The sequence below is a fragment of the Variovorax multivorans genome, from assembly GCF_051216835.1.
Taxonomy (GTDB): Bacteria; Pseudomonadota; Gammaproteobacteria; order Burkholderiales; family Burkholderiaceae_C; genus Variovorax.
This window is the reverse complement of sequence record NZ_JBPJZL010000005.1, coordinates 312,586-325,929: the sequence shown is the minus strand read 5'-3', so window position 1 is coordinate 325,929 and position 13,344 is coordinate 312,586. Positions and strand designations below refer to the sequence as shown.

Here is a 13,344-nt window from a genome sequence, read left to right as displayed (position 1 = left end):
GATTCGCCTCGACTTCCACGTGGGAAGAGGCGAGCTGGCCGCAGAAGCATTTGGTTTTGAAAATCCCCGGGAGGAGTGAATAAGAACTATTCTTATTGGAGTGTATCACTGAATTGTTAGCCGAAGACATGACTGTGGCGCGTCGCGGATGAGCCGCCTTTGCCACTTTTGCCACTGGCTGTCGAAACTAACTTGTCAGGTTCTCGCGGCGTTGCCGCAGGCCGCGATGGTGCCGCCCATGGAAGGCAGCACGCACTATGTGCTGACCGCCAAGGCCGCGTCGATCCAGCAGGTGAGTCGGGCGCTGAAGGCGCAGGGCGTCGAGGCGCGGCGCATCAAGGCCAAGGCCTACTGGGCACCAGGGAAGACCGGGCTCGACTGAACGCGGGCCGCCAGGCTAGACCCGGATCACGCGACCCGGGTTCAGGATGTTCTTCGGATCGAGCCCGCGCTTGATCGCCCGCATCATCTCCAGCGCCACCGGCGACTTGTGCTTCTCAAGCTTGTCGACCTTGAGCGAGCCCACGCCATGCTCGGCCGAGAACGAGCCGCCGAACTTCTCGACCGCGTCGTACACCAGCGTGTTGATGCGCTCTTCCTCGTTCTTCAGGAACGCCTTGGTGTCGATGTTCTCCGGCGCCTGCACGTTGTAGTGCAGGTTGCCGTCGCCCAGGTGGCCGAAGTTCACCAGCCGCACGCCGGCGATCTCGCGTGCCAGCAGCGCATCGGTTTCTTGCACGAAGGCCGGGATGCGCGACACCGGAATCGAGATGTCGTGCTTGATGTTCAGGCCTTCCTCGGCCTGCGCGAGCGGAATGCTTTCGCGGATGTGCCACAGCTGGTGCGCCTGCGTGAGGTTCTCGGCCACCACCGCGTCGGTGACGCAACCGTCTTCGAAGGCGGTTTCGAGCAGCGCTTCGAAGCGCGCGCGCGCATGGTCTTCGGATTCGCTGTCGGAGTTTTCCAGCAGCACGCAGTACGGCACGGCCTCATCCTTGATGAAGGGCACGCGCAGCTGCGGCATGTGCTTGTCGACCAGGCTCAGCGCAAACTTGCCCATCACCTCGAAGCCCGTGAGGCCCGAGCCCAGGTGCTTGTGCGCGAGGCCCAGCAGCGTGACCGCGTGGTCGAGCGAGGGCACCGCGGCCCAGGCCGTGAGCTGCGCGGCCGGCAGCGGGTAGAGCTTCATGGTCGCGGCGGTGATGATGCCGAGCGTGCCTTCGCTGCCGATGACGAGGTCGCGCAGGTCGTAGCCGGTGTTGTCCTTGCGCAGGCCGCTGGTGCCTTCCCAGATCTCGCCCTGCGGCGTGACCACTTCGAGGCCCAGGCACAGCTCGCGCGTGTTGCCGTAGCGAACCACCTGCGTGCCGCCCGCGTTCGTCGCGAGGTTGCCGCCGATGGTGCAGCTGCCTTCGGCCGCGAGGCTCAGCGGGAAGAGAAAGCCGGCCTTCTCGGCCGTCTCCTGCAGCGTTTGAAGGATGCAGCCGGCCTCGACTGTCATCGTGAGGTTGGCGCCGTCGATGGTGCGGATCGCGTTCAGCCGCTGCAGGCTCAGCACCACCTGCGTGCCGCTCTCGTCCGGAATGGAGCCGACTGCCAAGCCGGTGTTGCCGCCCTGCGGAATGATGGCGGTGCCGGCGGCCGCACAGGCCTTGACCACATCGGCCACCTGCTGCGTGCTGCCGGGCCGCACCACGGCCAGCGACTTGCCGCGCGCGCGCTTGCGCCAGTCCTGCTCGTAGGCAGTGAGGTCGCCCTCGTTCAGCACGTTCGCCGCGCCGACGATGGCGCGCAGTTGATCGATCAGGGAAGAAGAAGCAGCAGTGGTCATTGGGCGGAAGCCTCCAGTTGGCGGGCAGCGTTCTTGGCGTGGCGCAGGCGCAGCCGCACATGCCATGCGCAGGCCGCGAAGAGCACGAGGCACAGCAGCACCTCGACGAGCGCGAGCACCTGGCCCACGCCGTTGGTGTCGCTCCAGGCGCGCACCACGCCCTCGGTGAAATAGAGCCAGATCATCAGGCTGACCCAGCGGTAGGTGTACATGCGGTTCTTCCACAGACCCGCGAGCGGAATGACGAGCGGCAGCACCTTCAGCGCCAGCAGCGAGCCACCCGGGCGCAGCGGCGCCAGCCAAAGCTCCCAGGCCAGGCCCAGCACGATGAGGCCGACGAGGCTGCCCACGGCGGCCCAGCGGGTCGCGCGAACGGAGGAGGGCGGGAGCGGAGTGTCGGACACGTTGGGCGGCGAAGAGAAGGGAGCGCCCGGCAGGCGGCCAGCGGCGACAAAAAGAGCGGATGGCATGATAGCCGCCATGAATCGCAGGCAACTCTGGAGGGATCTTTCGCGCTTTCCGTGGCGCAACACCGCAGCGGTGCTGGGCGAGCGTTTTCGCGAAGACCGGCTCGGCCTCACGGCCAGCAGCCTGACCTTCACCACCACCATCGCGATGGTGCCGTTCTTCACCGTGGCGCTGGCGCTGTTCACCGTGTTCCCGATGTTCGCGAAGATGCAGGGCCGCCTGCAGCGCTGGCTCATCGAGAGCCTGATTCCCGACAACATCGCGCGGCAGGTGCTGGGCTACCTGAACCAGTTCGCGAGCAAGGCCAGCGGGCTGGGCATCGCGGGCCTGATCGTGCTGCTGATCACCGCCATCGCGCTGATCCTCACCATCGACAAGACGCTCAACAACATCTGGCGCGTGCGCTCGCCGCGGCCGTTCGCGCAGCGGGTGCTCATTTACTGGGCGGCCATCACGCTGGGGCCGATCATCCTTGCGGTGAGCCTGTCGACCACTTCGTACGTGGTCTCTGCCACCAGCGACGTGGTGGGGCGCGGCATGGTCAAGCTGTTCTTCGACACCTTCGAGTTCGCGCTGCTCGCGGTCGGCATGACCTCGCTGTACCACTACGTGCCCAACACCAATGTGCGCTGGTCGCATGCCTGGGCCGGCGGCATTTTCGTGGCGGCCGCCATCGAAATCGCCAAGCGCGTGCTGGCCTACTACCTGAGCCTGGTGCCGACCTATTCGGTGCTGTACGGCGCCTTTGCCACGGTGCCGATCCTGCTGGTGTGGATCTACGTGGCCTGGGTGATCGTGCTGCTCGGCGCGGTCATCGCGGCCTACTTGCCGAGCCTGCTCACGGGCGTGGCACGGCGCGGTGGCACTGCCGGCTGGCCCTTGCAACTGGCAATGGAAGCGCTGCAGCACCTGGCCCGCGCGCAGGCCACGCCGGCCAAGGGCATGGGCGCGACCGAACTGGTCACGCGCATGCGGGTCGATGCGCTGCAACTGGCGCCGGTGCTCGAAACGCTGGTGGCGCTCGACTGGATCGCACCGCTGGCGGAAGAGCCCGCCAACGAAGACCCGCGCTACGTGATGCTCGCGGACCCATCGACGCCCATCGAGCCGCTGCTGAAGGAACTGCTGATGCCACAGGCCGAGCCGCTCGAAGACCTCTGGCAGAAGGGTCCGCTGCGCTCGCTGCGCCTGGGCGACGTGCTCCTGATCTAGATCTTCACCCGACCGAGCCAGATGTCGCGGTACATCGCCCAGTCGCCCATGAAGGAGTAAAGCGGCCGCTTGAACGAGGCCGGCTTGTTCTTCTCGAACCCGAAGTGCCCGATCCAGGCAAAGCCGTAGCCCGCCACCAGCCCGGCCAGCAGCCACAGCGGGTTGAGTGTGACCACCAGCGCCACCAGGCACAGCAGCGAAATGGTCGAGCCCGCGAAGTGCAGCCGCCGGCAGGTGAGGTTGGCGTGCTCGGTCAGATAGAAGGGATAGAACTGCGCAAAGCTCTTGAATTGGCGCGGATCGACGGCAGATCCTGGGGCAGTCGTGGTGTTCATCGTGCGGGTCTCCTGTGCCCTCCGGGAGGGCTTTGTCCATAATAGCCACGACCTTCCGGCCGCACCACCCCGGCCTTCCGATCACACCACTGACGCATCAGCCTTGAGCGCCCTTCCAAGCACCCCCGAATCCGTCGAGCCGGCCAGCAACGATGCGCCGTGGGTCGTGTGCCTTTGCGCCGAATGGTGCGGCACCTGCCGCGACTACCGGCCGCTGCTCGAAGAGGTGGCGCGCGCGCATCCGCAGTTCCGCTTCGCCTGGGTCGACATCGAAGACCACGCAGACATCGCCGACGCCTTCGACGTAGAGACCTTCCCGACCCTGCTGGTTGCGGGCGCCGACGGCACGCGTTTTCTGGGTCCGCTGCTGCCGCATGCCGAAACGCTGTCGCGCATGCTCTCTGCGCTGCAGCCGCCAAAGCCTTCGAGCTTCGACGTCGACCTGCTGCTCGCCGTGCTCAACAAGAAGCCGACCGTCTTCACGGTCTGACCGGAAGCCCCTCCCATGAAAATCCTGATCTTTGGCGCCACCGGCATGGTGGGGCAGGGCGTGCTGCGCGAGTGCCTTCTGGCGCCTGATGTCGAAAGCGTCGTCGCGATAGGCCGCAATGCCACAGGGCAGCAGCATCCCAAGTTGCGCGACCTGGTCCACAAGGACATGTACGACTACAGCGCCATCGAGTCGCAGCTGCAAGGCTTCGATGCCTGCTTCTTCTGCCTCGGCGTGTCGTCGGTCGGCATGAAGGAGCCCGAGTACAAGCGCATCACCTACGACCTGACGCTGGCCGCTGCCACCGTGCTCGCACGGCTCAACCCGGGCATGACCTTCACCTACGTGACCGGTGCCGGCACTGACAGCAGCGAGCGCGGCAGCAGCATGTGGGCGCGCGTGAAGGGCGCCACAGAGAACGCCTTGCTGCGCCTGCCGTTCAAGGCTGCCTACATGTTCCGCCCCGGCATGATCCAGCCGCTGCATGGCATTCGTTCGAAGACGCCGCTCTACGACGCTGCGATCGTCGTGCTCAGGCCCGTGCTCGGGCTGGCCCACAGCCTGTGGCCGAACAAGGTGACGACCACCGAGAAGATCGGCCGCGCCATGCTGGCCGTGGCGCGCAACGGCGCGCCGAAGGTGCTGCTCGATCCGGCGGACATCAACGCGCTGGGCTGAACGGCTTCAGGCCGCGGCCCGCGCCCGCCCCAGCTTGCGCCGGCCCGCGCTGGCGATTGCGCTCACCAGGTGCCGCACGAAGTCCTGCGCCAGCGGCGGCAGCGTGCGGCCTTCGAGCGCCAGCACTTGCAATTGCCGCTGATGCAGCGGCGCTTCTGCAAAGGGCCGTGCCACCACCGTGCCCGCGTCGATCAGGTGCATCACCGTGAGCAGGCCCGACAGCATCACGTCGGGCGTGCGCAGCAACGGCAGCAGCACCGACGAGAAATTGCTCACGAAGAGCGCGTGGTACTGCAGCCCCTGCAGGCTGCAGGCCTGGTCGAACAGCTGGCGCGCGGTCACGCCCCTGTCGCCCACGGCCAGCGGATAGCGCACCGCGTCGGCCACCGACACCACGCGCTGGCGCGCCAGCGGATGGTCGGGGCGCAGCACCGCGTACACCGGCGCGGTGGCCGTGTGTTCTATCTTCAAGCCCGGCTCGGGCGCGACCACGTACTTGAGCGCGATGTCGGTCTCGCCGCGCGCCAGCAGCGCGCTCACGCCGTCGGGCGAACCCACGTGCAGTTCGAGCTGGCAGCCCGGATTCGCGGATTCGAAGCTGCGCATCACCAGCGGCATGAAATGCCCCGCGAAGCCCTCGGTGCAGGCCATGCGGATGCGCCGTGCGCGCTGCCCGCCGAGGTCGCGCACCTGCTCGACCACCTGCTCGATGTCGAGCTGCGCATTGCGCAGGTGTGCGGCCAGCCGTTCGCCGGCGGCCGTGAGTGCCATGCCGCGCGCATGCCGCTCGAACAGCGGCGTGCCCAGGCTGTCTTCGAGCTTGGCGATCTGCCGGCTCACCGCCGAAGACGCCACGAACAGCCGCGCCGCAGCCTGGTTGACCGAACCGCTGCGCGCCACTTCGAGGAAGTGGCGCATCGGGATGCTGAGGAGCGGGAGAGTCATGACGCCAGGGTGTTGCCTTCAAGGCAATGGTAGCTTGCCAAAACGATGCTGGAAGCATTGGCCTTCAGGCCTTGTACTTGCTGCACCCGATGGACAGACAGACAAGGAAGCCCTTCATGCAACGCACAGACAGCCTGGCCGCTGCCGCCGCCTACTTCGACGGGGGCGGCTTCTTCGCCGACCTCCAGCGCCGCATCGCCTTTCGCACCGAAAGCGACACCGGCGCCGCCACGCCCGCGCTGGAGGCCTACCTGCGCGAGGAAATGATGCCGCCCCTCATGGCGCTCGGCTTCGCCTGCGAGGTGGTCGCCAACCCGGTGCCTGGCGGCGGGCCGTTCCTCATCGCGCGCCGCATCGAAGACCCGGCCCTGCCCACGGTGATGACCTACGGCCACGGCGACGTGGTCAGCGGGCAGGACGCGCACTGGGAAGAGGGCCTCGCCCCGTGGGCGCTGACCGTGCGCGGCGAGCGCTGGTACGGGCGCGGCACCGCCGACAACAAGGGCCAGCACAGCATCAACCTCGGCGGGCTTGCTGCCGTGCTCGAGGCGCGCGGCGGGCGCCTGGGCTACAACATGACGTGGCTTGTCGAGATGGGCGAGGAGGCTGCTTCGCCCGGCCTGCACGCGGTGTGCGCGCAGGAGCGCGACAAGCTGCGCGCCGACCTGTTCATCGCCAGCGACGGTCCGCGCGTGAGCGCCGCGCGGCCCACGCTGTTCCTCGGCTCGCGCGGTGCGGTCAACTTCAGCCTGCGGCTGCGCGCCCGGCCGCGCGGCTATCACTCGGGCAACTGGGGCGGCGTGCTCGTCAATCCGGGCACGGTGCTGAGCCACGCGGTGGCCTCGCTGGTGGATGCGCGCGGCCGCATCCTCGTCGAAGCCTTGCGCCCGCCGCCAGTCACGCAGGCCGTGCGCGATGCGCTGGCCGACATCGCCATCGGCGGCGGCGCGGACGACCCCGCGGTCGACGAGGGCTGGGGCGAGCCCGGCCTGAGCCCGGCCGAGCGGCTGGTGGCGTGGAACACCATCGAGGTGCTGGCGCTCGGCGCGGGTTCGGCGCAGCGGCCTGTCAACGCGATTCCTTCCGAAGCCGTGGCGCATTGCCAGTTGCGCTTCGTGGTCGGCACGCCGTGGCAAGACCTGGAGAAGATCGTGCGCGCGCACCTGGATGCGCACGGCTTCGGCCAGGTCGAGGTGCAGATCACGCTGACCGGCGCGGCGACGCGACTCGATGTCGAGAACCCGTGGGTGGGCTGGGCGCGCCGCTCCATCGCGCAAAGCAGCGGGCAGCGCGTCGACCTGTTGCCCAACCTTGCGGGCTCGTTGCCCAACGACGTGTTCGCCGACCTGCTCGGGCTGCCCACGCTGTGGGTGCCGCATTCGTACCCGGCCTGCGCGCAGCACGCGCCCAACGAGCACCTGCTCGCACCGCTGGCGCGCGAGGGCCTGCAGATCATGGCCGGCCTCTACTGGGACCTGGGCGAGCCGGGGCTCGCGCCGTGGTCCGCCGGGCAACTGCCGCCATCCGTTTCTTCCCTTTCCTGATACGCACCATGAACCTTGTCATCTCACGTCGCGCCTTCGGCCTGCTGCTTTCCGCTTCCGCCGTCCTGGGTGCCCAGGCACCTGCCTTCGCGCAGAGCGCCTGGCCCGATCGGCCCGTCAGGCTGGTCGTGCCCTTTCCTCCGGGCGGCGGCACCGACATCGTGGCGCGGGCGATGGGGCAGACGCTGTCGGAGCATCTGGGCCAGCCCATCGTGGTCGACAACAAGCCCGGCGCCTCCACCATCATCGGCACCGACGCGGTCGCCAAGGCCGCGCCCGACGGCTACACGCTGCTGCTCTCGGGCTCTACCAGCTACAGCGTGAACCCGGCCCTGCGCGCCAAGCTGCCGTATGACCCGGTGCGCGACCTGGCGCCCATCGCTATCGTGGCGCGCACGCCGCTGGTGCTGGTGGTGGGCAAGGGCACGCCGTGGCACTCGATGCCCGAGCTCATCGCCGCAGCCAAGGCCAAGCCGAAGAGCATCCGCTACGCCACCTTCGGCTCGGGTTCGGGCCCGCACCTGGCCGGCGAACTGCTCGCGCTGGCCGCCGGCATCCAGCTTCAAGACATTCCGTACAAGGGCAGCAGCCAGAGTTCGATGGCGGTGATCGGCGGCGAGATCGAGATCGGCATCGACACCGTGGCTGCCGTGGCGCCGCACGTGCGTTCGGGCAAGTTGCGCGCGCTCGGCATCGTGGGCGCGACGCGCTCCAGCATGCTGCCCGAAGTGCGCACGCTGGCCGAGCAGGGGCTGCCCGACGCCACTTTCGATGCCTGGTACGGCTTTGCCGCGCCAGCCCGAACCCCGGCGCCAGTGATCGACAAGCTCGCCCGCGCGGTCACCGCGACCATGGGCAACCCTGCGCTGCAGGCGCAACTGCGAGCGCAGGGCATGGAGCCGGTGGCCATTGGCGCGGCGGCGTTCCGTACGCAGATGGAAGGCGAGATCTCGCGCTACCGGGCGCTCGCACACCGCGCGGGGATCGCGGCGGAATAAGAGCGTGCCTGCTCAGGCTGTCGCGAAGTCGCGCAGCGCGAACAGCACCGCATCGGGCGCCTCGCTCATCAGCGAATGGCCGGCGTGCACCGTCACCACCTTGGCGTTGCGGGCCTTGCCCACCAGCGCCTTGGTGGCGCGCGGCGGCGTCATCTGGTCGGCGTCGCCGAGCAGGAACAGCACCGGGCACTGCACTTTCTCCATCGCGGCTTCGCCGTTGGCGTAGTCGTTGCAGGCCTTGAAGCCGATGTGGAACACGTTCGCCTCGCGGTTGCTCGCGAGCACGCGGCGCATGAGTGCGCGCGAGCTGCCGTAGAGCCAGGTGCCCGGGCCGAGCGAGGAGGGCGGCGGCGCCAGCAGCGAGTGCGAGAAGGTGTTGACCATCGCGATGGCGCGCTGCGGATCGCTCACCGAGCTTTCGAGCAGCGCGGGCGACACCACCATCGGGTAGGCCGTGCCGACCATCGCGAGGTGCGTGATGCGATCGGGTGCGCGCGAAGCCGTTTCGAGTGCGATCAGCGAGCCGAAGCTGTGGCCGACCAGCGCGGCCTTCTGCACGCCGGCCGCGTCGAGCAGCGCAATGACGAATTGCGCCGCGTCTTCCACGCTGGCGGGTGGCGGGCCTTCGCTCTTGCAGTGGCCCGGCAGGTCGACTGCGAGCACGTTCCAGCCGTGGTTGGCGAACCAGCGGCTTTGCAGGATCCACACGCTGTGGTCGTTGAGCACGCCGTGAATGAACACTACGGTTGGCTTGGCCGCATCGAAGGGCTTGCCGCCGGTGTAGCAGTAGGTGGTGTGGCCGTTGACGGTGTAGTTCATGTCAGGCGCCCGCCTTTTCCGCGGCCTTCAGGGCGCGCTTGAGGTCGTCGATCAGGTCGGCCGGGTCTTCCAGCCCGATGGAAAGGCGGATCGTGCCTTGCGAGATGCCCGCGCCCGCCAGCGCCTCGTCGGTCATGCGGAAGTGCGTGGTGCTCGCGGGGTGGATGACCAGGCTGCGGCAGTCGCCCACGTTGGCCAGGTGGCTGAACAGCTTCAGCGCTTCGATGAAAGCCTTGCCCTGCGCGCGGCTGCCCTTGATGTCGAAGCTGAACACCGCGCCCGCGCCGCGCGCTCCGTGGCGCAGCAGTTTCTGCGCGAGCACGTGGCTCGGGTGCGATTCGATCAGCGGATGTCCCACGCGCGACACGAACGGGTGGGTGGACAGGAACTCGACCACCTTCTGCGTGTTGTCGATGTGCCGTTCCATGCGCAGCGGCAGCGTCTCGATGCCCTGCAGGATCAGCCAGGCCGTGTGCGGGCTCATCGAGGCGCCGAAGTCGCGCAGGCCCTCGCGGCGGGCGCGCAGCAGGAAGGCGCCGACGGTGCTTTCCTCGCTGAACACCATGTTGTGGAAGCCGTCGTAGGCCTGCGTCAGCTCGGCGAATTTGCCGGACTTTTCCCAGTCGAAGCTGCCGCCGTCGACCACCACCCCGCCGATCACCGTGCCGTGGCCCGACAGGAACTTGGTGGCCGAGTGATAGACCAGGTCGGCGCCCCAGTCGAAGGGCTTGATCAGGTAGGGCGAGGTGAGGGTCGAATCGACCAGCAGCGGCACGCCGGCTTCGTGGGCGATGTCGCTCACCGCCGGAATGTCGAGCACGTCGAGCCCGGGGTTGCCCACGGTCTCGCCGAAGAACAGCTTGGTCTCGGGGCGTACCGCGGCGCGCCAGCCGTCGAGGTCGCCGGGCTTCACGAAGGTGGTGTCGATGCCGAAGCGGCGCATCGTGTAGTGCAACAGGTTCTGCGAGCCGCCATACAAGGCCGTGCTGGCCACGATGTGCGAGCCCGCGCCCATCAGCGTGGCCACCGACAGGTGCAGCGCCGCCTGCCCGCTGGCGGTGGCGATGGCGCCAATGCCGCCTTCGAGCGCCGAAACGCGCTGCTCCAGCACGGCGTTGGTCGGGTTGCTGATGCGCGAATACACGTGGCCCGCGCGCTCCAGGTTGAACAGGGCCGCCGCGTGGTCGCTCGACTCGAAGACGAAGGAGGTGGTCAGGTGGATCGGCACCGCCCGCGCGCCGGTGGCGGGGTCGGGCGCGGCGCCGGCGTGCAGCGCGAGGGTGTCGAAACCGGGGTCGGAATATCCGGGCATGAGGGCCTTTCTGGGTCTGAGCAGTTGTCTCCTGGCAATGCCCCGTTACGTGTGCAATTCATGCGTCCGCGACATGGGCGCTCAGGTCGGCATCGATTGTGGGCTATATTCAAAAACGGCACGCCCGCCGAGATAGCCGAGATTGAGTCCGAGAGGAGCACACGATGAAAGTCAGCGACATCCTTCGCGTCAAGGGCAATACGCTCTTCACCATCACGCCAGACGACCTGCTGGCAGAAGCCGCCAACACCATGGCGGAAAAGGACATCGGTTCGCTGGTGGTCATGGAGCACGGCGACCTAGTCGGCATGCTCACCTTCCGGGAAGTCATCGTGGCCATCGTCGGCAACGGCGGCCAGGTCGGCACCACGCTGGTTCGCAAGGCCATGGACGACGCCCCCGTCACCTGCACGCTGGAAACCGACCTCGACGAGATCCGCCGCATCATGCTGGAGCGCCACGCGCGCTACATGCCCGTGATGGACAAGCGCATGCTGATGGGCGTGATCAGCTTCTACGACGTGGCCAAGGCCGTGGTGGACAGCCAGAACTTCGAGAACAAGATGCTCAAGGCCTACATTCGCGACTGGCCGGCGGAAGACGAAAAGGCCGGCTGAGCCCGGCCCCGTTGTTCAGGGAAGCCGCACGATCTGCGCGCGCAGCAGCGTGTAGAAGCCTTCGGTGTCGGCCTCGCTGATCCACAGCGTGTTTGGCGCGCGGCGGTTGTAGCCGCGAAAGTCGACCACCGTCGCGCCGGTCGTGAACTCGCCCTTCGTTTCCACGTCGACGCTCACCTTCGCCCCCTTGAAGAGTTCGGGCTTGAGCAGGTACGCGATCACGCACGGGTCGTAGATCGGCCCGACCGCCACGCCCCGGCGGCGCAGGCCGTACGCCATCATCGAATCGAAGATATCCGCCACCACCTTGCCGGCGTTGTTGCCCATGGTGCGAAAGGGCACGATGCGCTCGGGCGTGAGCAGAACGCGTCGTGCCGCGTCGTGCGACATGGCCGTAACCGGCACGCCGCTGCGAAACACGATCGAAGCCGCCTCGGGGTCGGCATACACGTTGAAGGTGGCGGCGGGCGTGATGTTGCCGCCCACGCCCCAGGAACCGTCCATCACCACGATCTCGGCAATGGCGGGCTTGATGTCGGGTGCCGAGTTGAGTGCCGCCGCGAAGTTGGTCAGCGGCCCCAGGCCCACGAGCGTGATGCTCTTCGGGGGCGCGGCGCGCAGCGTCTCGATGAGGTACTGCACCGCGTGCGTAGGCATCAGCGGGCCGCGCGGCTCGTGCAGCGTCGGGCCTTCCATGCCGGTCTTGCCGTGCACGTCGTCGGCGAAGATGGGTTCGCGCACCAGCGGGCGCGGGTAGCCGGCGTAAACCGGAATCTCGGGCCGACCCGCCCAGTCGCGCACGATGCGCGCGTTCTTCTCGGTCACTGTCAGCGGCAGGTTGCCCACGCTCACCGTCAGCGCCTTGATGTCGAGCCGGTCGGTCGCGGCCATGGCCATCAGCAGCGCGATGGCGTCGTCCTGCCCGGGGTCGGTGTCGATGATGACCTGGCGCTTGCCAGCCACGGGCGGCAGCTGCGTGGCGGGCGTGCCGGCGAGTGCCTGTGCCAGTTCGGCGGGGCTCGGGCTCTGCGCGAAGGCCATGCTTGCAAGGCCGGCGGCGGACACGCCCAGCAGGGCGCGGCGGGACAGCATGGGCATCGACGTGATCGTCACGCGCTCACTCCTTGATGTTGGCCGTCTGCACGATCTTCTGGTTGCGCGCGTACTCCGCCTGCACGAACTTCGCGAAGCTCTCGGGCGTGCCGCTGCCCGGCAGTGCGCCTTGCTCCATCAGCTTGCTGCGCACGCCTTCTTCCTGCAGCACCGCATTGAGCTCGTGGTTGATCTGCGCGACCACGGCCGGCGGCGTCTTCGAGGGCGCGAAGATGCCGGTCCAGCTCACCATGTCGAAGCCCTTGAGGCCGGGCATCTCGTCGAAGGTGGGCACGTTGGGCAGCGCGGCCAGCCGCTTGCTGCTGGTGATGCCGAGCGCCTTCAGCCGCTTGCCGTTCACGTGCGGAATGGCGCTGGTGCTCACCAGCATCGCCAGGTCGACCTGGTCACCGATCACGTCGGTGGCAATCTGCGCGCCGCCGCGGTAGGGCACGTGCGTGACGAAGATGCCGCTGCGCTCCTTCAGCAGCTCCATGGCCAGCTGCAGCACCGTGCCCACACCCGAGGTCGCGTAGTTGTACTTGCCGGGCTTGGCCTTCGCGAGCTTCACGAAGTCGGAGAAAGTCTGGGCCTCGAGACCGGGGCGCGCCACCAGCACCATCGGCGCGGTGTTGAGCAGGCCGACCGGCGCCAGGTCTTTCAGCGGATCGAAGCGGAAGGCCGTGGGATTGACCAGCTTGCCGATGGCAATGGCGCTGTCGGGCCCCACCACCAGCGTGTAGCCGTCGGGCGTGGCATTCACCGCCTTGGCTACGCCGATGGCGCCGCCCGCGCCGCTCACGTTCTCGATGACGACCGACTGCTTGAGCCGCTCGCCAAGGCGCTGTGCGACGAGGCGCGCATTCACGTCCACGCTGCCGCCGGCCGTGTAGGGAACGATCAGCGTGATGGGCTTGGCAGCGGGCCACGCCTGTGCGAGTGCCGCGGTGGGCAGGGCAGCGCAAAGCGCGGCGGCGAGAAGCAGGCGGCGGGGTGTGTTCAT

Annotated in this window: 15 protein-coding genes; 7 read left to right on the top strand and 8 right to left on the bottom strand. The window is 67.9% G+C overall.

Going from position 1 to position 13,344, the window contains the following annotated elements; genetic code table 11:
• Positions 1 to 238 precede the first annotated feature (238 nt).
• Positions 239 to 382: a hypothetical protein gene (locus tag ACSFCA_RS14935; RefSeq protein ID WP_435460008.1), complete on the top strand. Its 144-nt coding sequence runs from the start codon at positions 239 to 241 to the stop codon at positions 380 to 382.
• 15 nt (positions 383 to 397) lie between these two features.
• Here the strand turns inward: ACSFCA_RS14935 and ACSFCA_RS14930 are convergent, their stop codons facing one another.
• Both ACSFCA_RS14930 and ACSFCA_RS14925 read right to left on the bottom strand, forming a co-directional pair.
• Entirely contained in the window at positions 398 to 1,831 is a 1,434-nt protein-coding gene (locus ACSFCA_RS14930; protein WP_426389437.1) for an FAD-binding oxidoreductase, read from the bottom strand.
• Positions 1,828 to 2,301: a DUF2069 domain-containing protein gene (locus ACSFCA_RS14925; RefSeq protein WP_258353819.1), complete on the bottom strand. Its 474-nt coding sequence runs from the start codon at positions 2,299 to 2,301 to the stop codon at positions 1,828 to 1,830. The genes ACSFCA_RS14930 and ACSFCA_RS14925 overlap by 4 nt, the downstream gene beginning before the upstream one ends.
• Between ACSFCA_RS14925 and ACSFCA_RS14920 the strand changes: the two genes are divergently transcribed.
• The gene (locus ACSFCA_RS14920) at positions 2,300 to 3,511 is read left to right on the top strand and encodes a YihY family inner membrane protein (RefSeq protein ID WP_258353820.1); all 1,212 of its coding nucleotides are present in this window, start codon (positions 2,300 to 2,302) and stop codon (positions 3,509 to 3,511) included. The two genes, ACSFCA_RS14925 and ACSFCA_RS14920, sit on opposite strands and share 2 nt — an antisense overlap.
• Here ACSFCA_RS14920 and ACSFCA_RS14915 read toward each other — a convergent pair.
• Positions 3,508 to 3,846: an Mpo1-like protein gene (locus ACSFCA_RS14915; protein ID WP_093051582.1), complete on the bottom strand. Its 339-nt coding sequence runs from the start codon at positions 3,844 to 3,846 to the stop codon at positions 3,508 to 3,510. The two genes, ACSFCA_RS14920 and ACSFCA_RS14915, sit on opposite strands and share 4 nt — an antisense overlap.
• A gap of 103 nt (positions 3,847 to 3,949) precedes the next feature.
• Between ACSFCA_RS14915 and ACSFCA_RS14910 the strand changes: the two genes are divergently transcribed.
• A complete protein-coding gene (locus tag ACSFCA_RS14910; protein WP_258353822.1) occupies positions 3,950 to 4,336 on the top strand; it encodes a thioredoxin family protein in 387 nt (128 codons plus the stop codon).
• A 15-nt stretch (positions 4,337 to 4,351) separates the two neighbouring features.
• Positions 4,352 to 5,014, top strand: coding sequence for an NAD-dependent epimerase/dehydratase family protein (locus ACSFCA_RS14905; protein ID WP_435460007.1), 663 nt, complete (start codon positions 4,352 to 4,354; stop codon positions 5,012 to 5,014).
• 6 nt (positions 5,015 to 5,020) lie between these two features.
• Here the strand turns inward: ACSFCA_RS14905 and ACSFCA_RS14900 are convergent, their stop codons facing one another.
• On the bottom strand, positions 5,021 to 5,959 hold the full coding sequence (locus tag ACSFCA_RS14900) for a LysR family transcriptional regulator (protein WP_435460006.1): 939 nt from the start codon (positions 5,957 to 5,959) through the stop codon (positions 5,021 to 5,023).
• 116 nt (positions 5,960 to 6,075) lie between these two features.
• Between ACSFCA_RS14900 and ACSFCA_RS14895 the strand changes: the two genes are divergently transcribed.
• Together ACSFCA_RS14895 and ACSFCA_RS14890 are read left to right on the top strand one after the other, a co-directional pair.
• On the top strand, positions 6,076 to 7,503 hold the full coding sequence (locus ACSFCA_RS14895) for a M20 family metallopeptidase (protein ID WP_435460005.1): 1,428 nt from the start codon (positions 6,076 to 6,078) through the stop codon (positions 7,501 to 7,503).
• An 8-nt stretch (positions 7,504 to 7,511) separates the two neighbouring features.
• Positions 7,512 to 8,501 (top strand): Bug family tripartite tricarboxylate transporter substrate binding protein, encoded by a 990-nt coding sequence (locus tag ACSFCA_RS14890; RefSeq protein WP_093176943.1) that lies wholly within the window; start codon positions 7,512 to 7,514, stop codon positions 8,499 to 8,501.
• A 12-nt stretch (positions 8,502 to 8,513) separates the two neighbouring features.
• On the opposite strand, the gene ACSFCA_RS14885 is transcribed toward ACSFCA_RS14890, so the two are convergent.
• On the bottom strand, positions 8,514 to 9,320 hold the full coding sequence (locus tag ACSFCA_RS14885) for an alpha/beta fold hydrolase (RefSeq protein WP_435460004.1): 807 nt from the start codon (positions 9,318 to 9,320) through the stop codon (positions 8,514 to 8,516).
• A gap of 1 nt (position 9,321) precedes the next feature.
• On the bottom strand, positions 9,322 to 10,632 hold the full coding sequence (locus tag ACSFCA_RS14880; protein WP_093051563.1) for an O-acetylhomoserine aminocarboxypropyltransferase: 1,311 nt from the start codon (positions 10,630 to 10,632) through the stop codon (positions 9,322 to 9,324).
• 164 nt (positions 10,633 to 10,796) lie between these two features.
• Between ACSFCA_RS14880 and ACSFCA_RS14875 the strand changes: the two genes are divergently transcribed.
• The gene (locus tag ACSFCA_RS14875) at positions 10,797 to 11,249 is read left to right on the top strand and encodes a CBS domain-containing protein (protein ID WP_093051560.1); all 453 of its coding nucleotides are present in this window, start codon (positions 10,797 to 10,799) and stop codon (positions 11,247 to 11,249) included.
• 15 nt (positions 11,250 to 11,264) lie between these two features.
• Here the strand turns inward: ACSFCA_RS14875 and ACSFCA_RS14870 are convergent, their stop codons facing one another.
• Together ACSFCA_RS14870 and ACSFCA_RS14865 are read right to left on the bottom strand one after the other, a co-directional pair.
• Positions 11,265 to 12,347 (bottom strand): nucleoside hydrolase, encoded by a 1,083-nt coding sequence (locus ACSFCA_RS14870; RefSeq protein WP_435460203.1) that lies wholly within the window; start codon positions 12,345 to 12,347, stop codon positions 11,265 to 11,267.
• A 19-nt stretch (positions 12,348 to 12,366) separates the two neighbouring features.
• A complete protein-coding gene (locus tag ACSFCA_RS14865; RefSeq protein WP_435460003.1) occupies positions 12,367 to 13,344 on the bottom strand; it encodes a Bug family tripartite tricarboxylate transporter substrate binding protein in 978 nt (325 codons plus the stop codon).